The sequence below is a fragment of the Sporomusaceae bacterium ACPt genome (genome assembly GCA_041428575.1).
Lineage (GTDB): Bacteria > Bacillota > Negativicutes > Sporomusales > Sporomusaceae > Sporomusa_D > Sporomusa_D carbonis.
This window is the reverse complement of sequence record CP155570.1, coordinates 3,773,430-3,785,448: the sequence shown is the minus strand read 5'-3', so window position 1 is coordinate 3,785,448 and position 12,019 is coordinate 3,773,430. Positions and strand designations below refer to the sequence as shown.

8 protein-coding genes are annotated in these 12,019 nt (G+C 51.2%); 5 read left to right on the top strand and 3 right to left on the bottom strand.

Translation table 11 applies throughout. The features are described 5' to 3' along the window. Positions 1-20: 20 nt before the first annotated feature. Together hemL and SCACP_RS19340 are read left to right on the top strand one after the other, a co-directional pair. On the top strand, positions 21-1,343 hold the full coding sequence (gene hemL / locus SCACP_RS19345; RefSeq protein ID WP_425059121.1) for a glutamate-1-semialdehyde 2,1-aminomutase: 1,323 nt from the start codon (positions 21-23) through the stop codon (positions 1,341-1,343). Positions 1,344-1,581: 238 nt separating this feature from the next. Continuing rightward, complete coding sequence (locus SCACP_RS19340) at positions 1,582-2,607, top strand: GGDEF domain-containing protein (protein WP_425059120.1); 1,026 nt, start codon at positions 1,582-1,584, stop codon at positions 2,605-2,607. Between the two features lie 92 nt (positions 2,608-2,699). Here SCACP_RS19340 and hcp read toward each other — a convergent pair whose 3' ends face one another. Together hcp and SCACP_RS19330 are read right to left on the bottom strand one after the other, a co-directional pair. Then, entirely contained in the window at positions 2,700-3,998 is a 1,299-nt protein-coding gene (gene hcp / locus SCACP_RS19335) for a hydroxylamine reductase (RefSeq protein WP_425059119.1), read from the bottom strand. A gap of 92 nt (positions 3,999-4,090) precedes the next feature. Beyond that, entirely contained in the window at positions 4,091-6,235 is a 2,145-nt protein-coding gene (locus SCACP_RS19330; protein WP_425059118.1) for a cell division protein FtsA, read from the bottom strand. Positions 6,236-6,439: 204 nt separating this feature from the next. Here SCACP_RS19330 and SCACP_RS19325 point away from each other — a divergent pair, with 204 nt between their 5' ends. The 3 genes from SCACP_RS19325 to SCACP_RS19315 all read left to right on the top strand — a co-directional run bounded on the left by SCACP_RS19325 (position 6,440) and on the right by SCACP_RS19315 (position 9,680). Continuing rightward, positions 6,440-7,276: a DegV family protein gene (locus SCACP_RS19325; RefSeq protein ID WP_425059117.1), complete on the top strand. Its 837-nt coding sequence runs from the start codon at positions 6,440-6,442 to the stop codon at positions 7,274-7,276. A 26-nt stretch (positions 7,277-7,302) separates the two neighbouring features. Next, positions 7,303-8,943, top strand: coding sequence for a DAK2 domain-containing protein (locus SCACP_RS19320; RefSeq protein WP_425059116.1), 1,641 nt, complete (start codon positions 7,303-7,305; stop codon positions 8,941-8,943). A gap of 92 nt (positions 8,944-9,035) precedes the next feature. After that, complete coding sequence (locus SCACP_RS19315) at positions 9,036-9,680, top strand: cyclodeaminase/cyclohydrolase family protein (RefSeq protein WP_425059115.1); 645 nt, start codon at positions 9,036-9,038, stop codon at positions 9,678-9,680. Between the two features lie 142 nt (positions 9,681-9,822). Here SCACP_RS19315 and SCACP_RS19310 read toward each other — a convergent pair whose 3' ends face one another. Next, the gene (locus SCACP_RS19310; protein ID WP_425059114.1) at positions 9,823-11,994 is read right to left on the bottom strand and encodes a Tex family protein; all 2,172 of its coding nucleotides are present in this window, start codon (positions 11,992-11,994) and stop codon (positions 9,823-9,825) included. Positions 11,995-12,019 lie beyond the last annotated feature (25 nt).

Below are 12,019 nucleotides of genomic sequence, written 5' to 3'. Positions count from 1 at the left end.
AAGGGGAAGGGGATTATAGCATGGCATTTAAATTAGATAAGTCAGCCACCGCTTTTGCTGAGGCGAAACGGTACATACCAGGCGGAGTCAATAGTCCGGTGCGCTCGTTCCGGGGCGTCGGCGGCACACCGCCCTTTATCGCCAAAGCTGCCGGCAGCCACATTTTTGACATTGACGGCAATAAATATATTGACTATGTCGGCTCATGGGGACCGATGATTTTAGGCCACGCCCACCCGGAAGTTATTGCCGAACTCAGCGACGCCCTTCAACGCGGTACCAGTTATGGTGCACCGACACTGTTAGAAACCGAATTGGCGCGCTTGATTACCGAAGCAGTACCTTCCATGGAGCTTGTTCGTTTTGTTAATTCAGGCACTGAAGCCACTATGAGCGTTCTTCGCCTGGCCCGCGCTTATACCCAACGCAACAAGATCGTCAAGTTTGCCGGTTGCTATCATGGTCACCATGACAGTCTGCTGGTCAAAGCCGGCTCAGGGGCGACAACCTTGGGCGTGCCTGACAGCCCGGGAGTTCCGGATACAATAGCGGGCAATACCATTACCGTAGAGTATAATGATGCTCAGGCTTTAACCACAGTCTTTGAGCGGCACGGCCAAGACATAGCGGCGGTAATTATTGAGCCGGTACCTGGCAATATGGGGCTTATCCTGCCACGCCCGGGGTATCTTGAACAGGTCCGGGCTCTTACCGAAAAGTATGGCGCGCTCTTAATTTTTGATGAGGTGATGTCCGGTTTCCGCGTAGCTTATGGCGGTGCTCAGGAACTTTATGACATTACACCTGATCTTACCTGTCTGGGCAAAGTAATCGGCGGCGGTTTGCCGGTCGGCGCGTATGGCGGACGGCGGGATATTATGGAACATATCGCCCCGGCCGGACCGGTGTATCAGGCTGGCACGCTGAGCGGCAATCCGTTGGCTATGACGGCAGGGCTTGCGACTTTGCGGTTAATAGCGCAAAATCCTGATTTTTATGAAAAACTGACATCCATGACAACTGCGCTGTGTGCCGGTGTCCAGGCCCAGGCTTTAGCTTTTGGTTTCAACTTCCAATTTCATCAGGTTGGTTCAATGTTTGGCATATTCTTTACTGACAAGCCGGTTTACGATTATAACAGCGCCAAACGTTCCGATGTGGGCGCCTTCAATACCTTCTTCCACGCAATGCTTGAACAAGGGGTTTACCTGGCTCCGTCTCAGTTTGAAGCTGCATTTATGTCAAGTGCTCATACGCACACTGATATTGGTGCGACAATTGCCGCCAGCGGCAATGCTTTCGCCAGAGTAGCCGAGTATTATCGTAAACAAAAACATGAATAAGGCATAATTCCTATTTAAATAACAGGCATAATCCCTATTTAATAACAGGCATAATCCCTATGTACAAAAGCTGCATGGGGATTTATTTTTATGACAAATATTGTTGAATATTAGCAGAACTTGCGGAGGAATTTTGCTGCTTTCACAATCAAATGTCTTTACTTTTTTCCAGAAAAGTACGATAATATAATACCAGAATACATTGTTATACTCCTGAAGTGTAAAGGAGTTTAGATGGATGAACGCGACAAAACGGTTACAATCCGGCAGGGTGTGGAACGACCACGCTTTTTATGTTCAGATTATAATTAGGCGAATAAGCATTATCTCGGCATCATTTACCATAGTGGCTGAGATATGGGTCCCGACCCCGCAGCGGGGGCTAATTATCGGTTTATCTGTAGTGTATATTGCCTATAATCTTATGTTGTGCATACGGCGAACTAAACCCAAACTGGCCGAACTTGCGGTCAACTTGGCGCTTTGTGCCGGACTCACGGTAACAGGAGCCGTGTATAGCAATGTCTTATACCACCTGTTATTAATGAGAATGGTGCTGAAGGTGGGCGGTGACCGGGCGAGGCGCATGGCAATGGCTGTGATGGTTGTTTATGTAGCTGCCAATACTTTCCGGCCGGACGTAGTCACTGTGCCGCTTTTGTTGGAGATAATATACAATGTCATAGCATTTGCTGTTTTGTCATTTACTGCTGTCTATATGCATAATGTTATCGCCAATCAGTTAAAGCATGAAGGAAAAATCGCTGAACTTATGCAGGAAAACGCCCGCCATTACGAAATGGCCCATACCGATGAGCTGACCGGTCTGCTAAACCACCGGTCCTATTTGGAAAAAACGGGAAATTTATCACAGTATGTACTGCTGGTGGTTGATATCGACCATTTTAAAAAACTTAATGATACATATGGCCATCTGTTTGGCGATCATGTATTGACAACAGTTGCTAATATTATCAAATTAGGCATCCGTAGTAAGGATATGGCATTCCGGTATGGCGGCGAAGAGTTTGCTATTGTCTTGCCAGGTGCATCCTTGGAACTTGGGATGAAAATAGCGGAACGGCTTAGGTATCAGGTTGCCAATTGCGATTTTTTCCATAAAGGTGAACGGGTGAAAATTACCATTAGCATTGGTGTATCGCGAAAAGATCCGAGTGAAGACTCCGAGGACGCTTTTCATGAGGCTGATAGCGCGCTATATCGCGCTAAACGGCAAGGTCGCAACCAATGCGCCGTATTTTAGTGAAAAAAGCTGGATTGCCATGCTGGCGCTCCCCAGTGACAAAACCGGTCATTGCGGGCGCAGCATGGCAATCTTTATTTATATCGTCTTTTCTAACCTAAGATGGCTTTTAAATCTTCGTCCGGGGTAGTGATCGGCCGGAGGCCGAATTTCTCATTGAGAACCTTGAATACTGCCGGTGATACGAAAGCCGGCGCCGATGGGCCGAGGCGGATGTTCTTAACACCTAAGTGGAGCAGGGTGAGCAGGATGGCTACTGCTTTTTGCTCAAACCAGGACAGTATGAAGGAGAGGGGCAGATCGTTTACGCCACAGTTGAATACTTTAGCTAAGGCAACGGCCACTTGGATGCCTGAGTACGCGTTGTTACATTGACCAAGGTCAATAAGGCGCGGAATGCCGTCAATATCGCCGAAGTCGAGGTGGTTAAAGCGGTATTTGCCACAGGCTACGGTGAGAATTACGCAATCTTTTGGCACTTTTTCCGCCAGTTCGGTATAGTAGTTGCGGCCAGGTTTAGCGCCGTCGCAACCGCCAATGAGGAAGAACCGTTTAATTTTGCCGGCTTTGACAGCATCGACAATTTTGTCGGCCAAGCCAAGGATGGCATTATGATGAAAACCGGTAGTCAATGTGTAAGCGCCGGCTTTGTCAGGCAGTACGGGCAGCGATTTGGCTTTAGCAATGACTGCCGAGAAATCGCGGTCAGCAATATGGTTGCCTCCCTGCAGGCCGGTGACGCTGCGGGTAAAGATGCGGTCGCCGTAAGACTCGTTAGGCGTTAGCGGCATGACACAGTTGGTAGTTACCAGGATGGCGCCGGGGAACTGTTCGAACTCTTTACGCTGGTTTTGCCAGGCAGTGCCATAGTTGCCTACCAGGTGTTTGTATTTTTTGAGCTCAGGATAGGCGTGCGCCGGCAGCATTTCGCCATGGGTGTAGACATTGACGCCTGTGCCTTCGGTCTGTTTTAACAGTTCTTCCAGGTCTAACAGATCGTGGCCGGTAACCAGGATGCCGTAGCCGGATTTGAAGCCGGTGAATACTTCGGTAGGTACCGGTGAGCCAAAGTGGTCGACATGGGCTTTGTCTAATAGCTCCATGACCTTGAGGTTGATTTCGCCGCATTTAAGGACCATTTCTATATGTTTATCAAGGTTGAAGTTTACATTAGTCAGGGTAAAGAATAGGGCGTCATGCATGAAAGCGTCCACCTGTTCGTCACGGGCGCCCAGTTCGCGGGCATGGTGGGCATAGGCGGCAATGCCTTTCAGACCGAAAATCAGAGTGTCCTGAAGGCTGGCGATATCCTCGTTCTTACCGCAGACGCCGATTTTGGTGCAGCCGGAGCCACCGGCTGTTTGTTCACATTGGTAGCAAAACATGCTCATTGTTTACTCCCCCTTATAATTTTTAGTTTCAAGTTCATTATAGGGGATTAAATATAAAAGAACTGTGACATAAGTCACAGTTCTGTGTGATTTTAGAGTTCTTGGATATGGATGTCCACGCTGTCGCCATTTTTAACAATGGCGGTGTATTCAGTCGGCAAGCCATTTAAGAGTACAGTAATTTTGCCGGCGGCCGGCAGGCTGCGGGGATCGAAGTTGGCCGCCAGCAGCACATCACTGATTATCGGCTGCCGGTTGGGAGCACTACTTAGTTCAATGACGCTGCCGGGAAGAGCCGGCTCAGCGGCTTCGGCCGGATGCCCGTTTACCAGGATGGTGTGACGGTTGACGGGTACGGTGCAGCTAACGCCATTGAATAATACCGTGACTGAAGAGTTCGCGTTGCTGCCGCTAATCCCTAGGATTTCTTCCAAAGTGGGGGGCGGCAACTTAAGTATTTCAACAGCATCGCCAGGCATGAGCAGGCTGTCGGCTGTTGCCGCACTATTATTAATAGTGTATTTTGGCCATACTTTATAGGAACGCTCAGCACCGTTGATCTGATAAACATACTCAGCAGGCTCAGGAGTAAGTCCCAACTGCTCAAGCGCTTGCCCCAGCGTAACTGTCAAACTAAAGTCAACTTGGTCACGGTCCCGTAAGACAGTGTCGCCGGTCTTAGGCACGCCGTTGACAAGTATTGGCCGTTGTAGCTGATAGTCGTGGCCATTCACTTTAATATCCAGCGGTTCCGGTTCAGTAACTATATCCTTGAGGAGCGGCGTCGGCGCTGTTCCATCAGTGCCCAGCGTTACTGCGATGACATCCTGGTCATTAAGAGAGTCGCTGAGCTTGGCTGGTTGGCCGTTAAGCAGTACTTGGCCCGGCGTACCGTGACTGCCGGCAATAAATTTTGTTTGGTTGTTTACCGTGACGGTCAGTCCCATGCCGGGGCGTCCGCGGAGTGCCCGGATGTCGATACCGGCGGCCAGGAGGGCGTCAGCAACAGTCAAACGGCTTAAATTAAACAAGCGTATAGGCCGCCCGTCTACTAAAATATTGATAAAGTTTAAGGAGTGGCCGCCGGCCAGTTTTAATATGCCCAGCGGGGTAACGGCGTCAGGGGTGCACAGTGAGGCGGGTATGCCGGTAATGCCTTCAAGCGAATCGGGCCGGCGGATGGCTACGCGGGCAGCAGGAATGTCCAGCGCTTGGGCTAATGCCTCAGGCAAAAGCGGTGTTAGTGCGCCGCCGCCTACCAGTAGTACGGCCTGGGGCGGCGCAGTGTTAAGCGCTAATATTTCAGCGGCAATGGCCTGGGCTAATTCAACTACTTTGGGGGTCATAGCCCTGATGATGTCCTTGACTGGCAGCTTGTGGTCCATGCCTAAAACATCGGTAAACGCGACTTTTTTATTTTTACCGCCAAGCTGGCGTTTGACAGTCTCGGCAACATTGAAATCCAGCAAAAAATGCTGGGATATGGCTTCGGTAATCTCATCGCCGGCAAACGGCACCATGCCATAGCCAATGACTGAGCCGCCGCTGGTGATGGCAACGTCGGACGTTCCTGCGCCGACATCGACCAGCACCAGGTTGAGGTGGCGCATGGTGGGCGGGATGAGCACATTAATGGCAGCGATCGGCTCGAGGGTTAGTGTCGCCATTTCCAGTCCTACGGCCTGAAGGGCTGATTGCAGGGAATCAATAACCTGTCGCGGCAAAAAGGTGGCGATAACTTCAATTTCTGAGCGTTTGCCGCGTTGGCCGATCAAACTTTTGATACGGGTCCCGTCTAGGGTGAAATGGACCACACTATAGCCTACGCAGTAGTAGTCTGCCGGGTCAGGTACCGCACCTGATGTAGCAAGTTCTGCCTGGGCTGCTTGAATGGCGGCCAGTTCAAGCGAGCGCTCGTCTTCCGGCGACAGTGCACCGCGGGAAACGGTATCAAGCTCAGCTGTCGTCCGGAGTGTGCACAGTGCCCGGCCGGCAGCGGCCACTGCCACTTTGGTCAGCGGACCGGTTGCTTTTTCAAGACGCGCCTTGACTGAGGCCAGCACGCCGGCTACTTCCTGCACATCGTGAATTTGCCCGTCCAGCATAGCACGGGTATGGTGTTCTTCCCGGTCTGACGCCAATAACTTTATACAGCCGCCTTCAGCCTGGCCGACTAAGCCGACAACGCTGCGTGTGCCAATGTCTAAGGCGAAGAGGAGTGATTGGTTGTCGTCCATATTTACTCCTTACTTAGATTTGTTTATGGAAAAATTATATAATCCTTTATTTCGCCGTCTGATATCCTATTTCCTGTCAGTAGAAATAAGATTATGCCGCCGAGTTACGATTTTTGTCAACTCATCCCGGCAATATTTTAGTGTATTTGCGCTAAATTATTTGGTAAAATATAGTTTAAGTATTAGGAGAGGAGTTTACGCAAGTTGCTTAATATACATATAGCGCTTGACAGTACGGCCGGTGTGGCGCCGGAATTGCTGGCAGCCCATCCCAACCTCCATGTTGTGCCGCTAAAAGTTATTTTAGGCGAAACAGAGTGGAATGAGCCTGATCTAACCAATGCCGAGCTATTTAGGTCGGCCAAGGAAAAAGGGGTGCATCCCCGTACTTCCCAACCGGCGACAGGTGACTTTGCCCGTGTCTTTGCGCTAGCAGCCGGCGATCAGCCAATTATTATGATTACATTATCAGGCGGCGTGAGCGGTACAGCGAACGGTGCCAGGGTAGCGGCCAAAGAATGTAAGGGGCGGGAGATTTATGTGGTTGATTCGGGCACTACCGCCATTGGCATGGTAAAATTGGCTGAGGCCGCCCTGAACATGGCGGCCGAAGGTCAGACAGCCAGCACCATTGCCGAGCGTTTGCAGCTTATGGCCAATGCCACCCGCACCCTCTTTATTCCCGACTCGCTCGAATATCTGTATAAAGGCGGCAGAATTGGCGGAGCGGCGGCGCTTGTTGGCTCCATTCTGCAGCTTAAGCCTATACTTAAACTTAATGAAGGTAAAGTGCAAGTGCTCGATAAGGTGCGTACAAGACCGAGAGCTATTGCGCGTATGCTGGAAGAACTTGATAAGTGCGGCAGTTTGGAGTATATCGGTGTCTTGCACGGCGAAGCTCCGGGTATTGCCGGTGAAATGTATCATACTGTATGTCAGCGCTATCCGGGTGTACCTGTGTCGCTCTCAGTCATCGGGCCGGTATTGAGCGCTCATTTGGGGCCGGGAGTTTTGGGGCTGATCTTTCAAAGTAAGTCATAATGTTGCCGGTAAAGGAGGGTAAGTTTATGCAGCAAAGTGTTGATGTAATTGACGGAAAGGATTTCCGCCGCATGATTGCCGGAGCGTACGGCGCCTTTATACGCGAACATGAATATATCAATGGTTTGAATGTCTTTCCTGTGCCGGACGGTGATACCGGCACCAACATGCTGCTAACACTGGGTGCGGTGGCTAAAGCTGTGGCTGAAGCGCCGGCCGAAGGAATCGGCTCGCTTTCCCGCCGGGCGGCTGACAGCGCCATCATGGGCGCGCGGGGTAACTCAGGGGTTATTTTATCACAACTCTTTCGGGGCATTGCCCGCGGGCTGTCCGGCAAAGACACGGCGACTTCGGCTGAGGTCGGCAAGGCCTTCCAGTATGGTGTGCTGTATGCTTACCGGGCAGTGGCCCGACCGGTTGAAGGTACCATTTTAACGGTAGCTAAAGGTATTGCCAAGGGAACGCGCCGGGCGGTGCGGGACAAGGCCCCGTTTGCCGATATTTTGCGCGAAGCGATTGGTGCGGGGCGGGAAGAGCTTAAGCGTACGCCTGAACTATTGCCGACTCTTAAAGCTGCCGGTGTGGTTGACGCCGGCGGTCAGGGGCTTATTGCCTTCTTAACCGGGTGTCTTGAAGGACTGGAAGGCCGGTTTAACGGACCGGAAGCCGATTTTGAGCGCACGCTTACCGTGACTGGGCCGGCGGCTGAGATGAGTATTTCTCATCCGTATTGTACTGAATTTGTTGTTAAGCAGTTTACCGCCGGTCTGGACGAAGTAAAGCGCCAGCTTGAGCAAATGGGGGACTCGCTGGTAGTTGCACCAGGTGAAAGCGTGTTAAAAGTCCATATTCATACTGCCCATCCCGGTGCCGTGCTGGAATCAGCCATTGCCTGGGGGACATTGCATGATATTAAAATTGACAATATGGCTGATCAGCACCGGAAAACAGTTGAACTGGCCCCGGCCGCAGATATGTCCAAAGATGAGGCCGTTTCCGTTCCCGCGAAGGCGGGTTTGGCAGTAATTAGTGTAGTATCAGGGGACGGCCTTATCAATATAATGCGCCAAATGGGCGCCGGTATTGTTATTTCAGGCGGACAGACAATGAACCCGCCGGTTGAAGAGTTTGTGGCTGCCGTGCATAACGGTTCAGCTGAAAAATACATTATTTTGCCTAATAACAAGAATATCATGCTGGCTGCCGCCCAGGCCAAAAAACTGTTAGGCGACAGGGTAGCCATTGTGCCTACTGTTAATGTGCCGCAAGGTCTGGCGGCAGTACTGGCTTTTGATCCCAATGACGATATTGACAGTAATGTTGCGCGGATGACCGCGGCGCAGGCGGCGGTTAAATCCGGCTGTCTGACTGTTGCTGTGCGGGACTCGCAGGTTTGCGGCTTGACTGTGCCGCAAGGTGCATATATCGGCATTATTGACGGCAGTGTGGCCGTCTGGGCTGATAATCCGGCTGGGGCGCTTGAGGCGCTGGTCAGGCAGCTAATTGGACCCGAGACAGAAATAATCAGCATGTATTACGGCGCCGGGCTTAGCAGTAAAGAGGCTGAAGTTTTAGCTACCGGACTTCGGCAACAGTTTACCCATGCGGAAGTAGAAGTATATTTTGGGGGGCAACCGCACTATCAGTTTATTATCAGTATTGAGTAGAGGCTGGTTATCAACTGATTATAAGCGGTGAACTGGTGCGCGAGACTGAGGCCGCAATCGGGGCAATTAAGCCTTATTAATTTGGAGGTAATATGTTTAGTTCCTTAAGTATTAACGAATTTGCCGCTAAACTGGCTTCTGACGATGTACCGCCAGGCGGCGGAAGCACAGCGGCGCTGCAGGGGTTGATGGCAGCTGCGTTGCTGGAGATGTCGGTCAACTATTCGCTAAAAAACCAAAAACCTTCTGCGAATGATGAGGTCTTAACAGCCAAAAAGGCCGATTTGGCCCGGCTGCACATTGAGTTGACTCTTTTAATTGACAGAGATGCCTTGGCGCTGCGTGGGCTGTTGGCTGCTGCCGGCCTGCCCGAATCGACGCCTGAAGCCAAACAGGCGCGCGAAGTGGCTATGCAGAAGGCCCTGCGTCAGGCGGCTGAAGTACCGCTGGAAACAGCGCGGGCTTGCCTGGAAGTAATGGAAATCGGCAAAACCATTCTCGCGAGGGTAGACCGACTGGTAGTAAGCGATTTGGTGACCGGCGTGGCGGCTGCCCATGCGGGAATTGTCGGCGGATTATTAAGTACAACGATAAATTTGAAAGAAATCCATGATGATTCTCTGGTAAGTGCGCTGAAAGGCCAGATTTATCTGTTACGGACAGCCGCCGACGAACTAAAAGCCGGAATAGAAGATAAAGTGTATGGCAGTGAGCCGTTTAATGTATTACGCGGGTAATGATGCCGATACCGCAGTTAATTGCCTTTTAGCGTGGCTTGGCAGTAACGGCTGGTGTACCGTTGCCGGTGTCGTTTATTTTAGCGTTGTAAAAATAAGAAAGGCCCCGTATCCAGACTCAGACTGGGATACGGGGTTTTAACTATTTCTGCACCTGTTTTAAACTAAGTCCGATGCGCTGGCGTTCTTCATCGACGCTGATCACCATTACGTCAATAATGTCGCCAACTGAAACGACGTCAATGGGATGGCGGAAATGTTTGTGGCTGAGCTCGGAGCGGTGGATGAGGCCGTTAACTTTAATGCCGATGTCGACAAATACGCCGAAGTCGGTAACATTGTGGACTGTGCCTTTAACAATGGTGCCTGGGGTAATGTCCGACAGTTTGACGATATTTTTACGGGTCTGGGGCGGAGGTACGTCTTCGCGCGGGTCGCGACCGGGTTTGGCTAGTGCCGCCAGGATATCGCGCACAGTGGGTTCCCCGGCGTTAAGTTCGTCGGCCAGTGCAGCAGCGTCGGCGGTTGGCGCCGCTTGCTGCAAGGTGGCCAGCTTGTCTTTATCAGCCAGGTCGTTAAGCGTAAAGCCTAGTTTTTCCAGGATGGCTTCAGCCAGTTGATATGATTCGGGGTGGACAGGTGTGTTATCCAAAGGATTGGCACTCTGAGCAATGCGCAAAAAACCAGCGCACTGGGTAAAGGTTGATTGGCCCAGCCGCGCTACTTTGAGTAGTTCTTTACGGCTTTGGAACCGGCCGTTTTCCGTGCGGTAAGCGACAATGTTTTTGGCTACATTGGCATTGATGCCGGCCACATAGGTCAACAGCGCCGGTGAGGCCGTGTTGAGCTCAACCCCGACATGGTTAACGCACGATTCCACAACATTAGACAACGTGCTGCTCAGTTCTTTTTGGTTTACGTCATGCTGGTACTGACCGACACCGATTGACTTGGGATCGATTTTGACCAGTTCGGCCAGCGGGTCTTGCACCCGGCGGGCGATTGACACCGCGCCCCGCAACGAAACATCAAGATCAGGCAATTCGTCTTTGGCTAATTTGGAAGCTGAATAGACCGAGGCGCCGGCTTCGTTGACAATAAGGTAATGAACATTCAAATTGTGGGTGTTGATCAGGTTGGCGGTAAATTCTTCGGTTTCGTAGGAAGCTGTGCCGTTGCCAATGGAAATAAGTGTTACTCCATGTGCTTTTATGGCTTCAAGCATCTTGGACGCGGCTTCTTCGCGTTGCCGTTCACTCATAGTAATGTATAACGTGTTGGTTGTAAGTACTGCACCGGTCGGGCTGACCACCGCCATTTTGCAGCCTGTGCGGTAACCGGGGTCGAGACCCATGACGGTATGGCCGGCAAGCGGCGCTTGCAAAAGTAATTGGCGGAGGTTAAGACCAAATACGCGGATGGCCTGAGTTTCGGCATTTTCGGTAAGCAAAGCCCGGATTTCACGCTCAAGTGCCGGAAACAGCAGGCGCTTGTAGCCATCGGCAATGGCAGCGCGAATGACTTGGCTAAAAATAGAGTTGCCGGTAATAATCTTGCGGGCCAGAAGATTAATATTCGTTTCATGGTCGACAATCAGGTCGACTTTGAGTACTCCTTTGTTTTCGCCGCGGTTGACGGCCAGAATGCGGTGAGAAGGTATACGTTTGACCGGTTCCCGGTACTCTTTATACATTAGGAACTCTTTCGCGGCCGCTTCTTCGACGGCAAGTTGACTGGCAATCTCGGCTTTCTGCCACAGTTCCTTACGGAGTAGTGCCCGGAGGTCAGCCTGCTCGCTGACTGTTTCTGCAATGATGTCTTGGGCGCCGGCCAGGGCTAGTTCGGCAGTGGGTATTTCATGTTCGTCATTTACATAGGCGCCGGCAATATCCAGCGGGTTGCCGTCGGTAATCTGCTGGGCTAAAATGGTTTCAGCCAGGGGCTCAAGGCCTTTTTCCCGGGCGATTTGGGCCCTGGTTCTTTTCTTGGGACGGTAGGGCAGGTAGAGGTCTTCCAGTTCCTGCAGTTTGGTGGCTGCTTGAATTGCATCAGCAAGCTCAGGCGTTAGTTTGCCCTGAGACTCAATGCTTGCCAGAATTTCTTCCTGGCGTTTGATAAGATTCCGGAGATACTGGGTGCGTTCTTCGATGGTACGGATATGTTCTTCGTTTAACTCGCCGGTAGCTTCTTTACGGTAACGGGCGATAAACGGTACGGTGTTGCCGTCATCTAAGAGATTCATGGTCGCTGTGACCTGATGAGGCTTAACATTGAGTTCGCGGGCAATAATTACAGGAATATCGGTTTTAAGCATAAGTTCACCATCTTCATTAATGTTG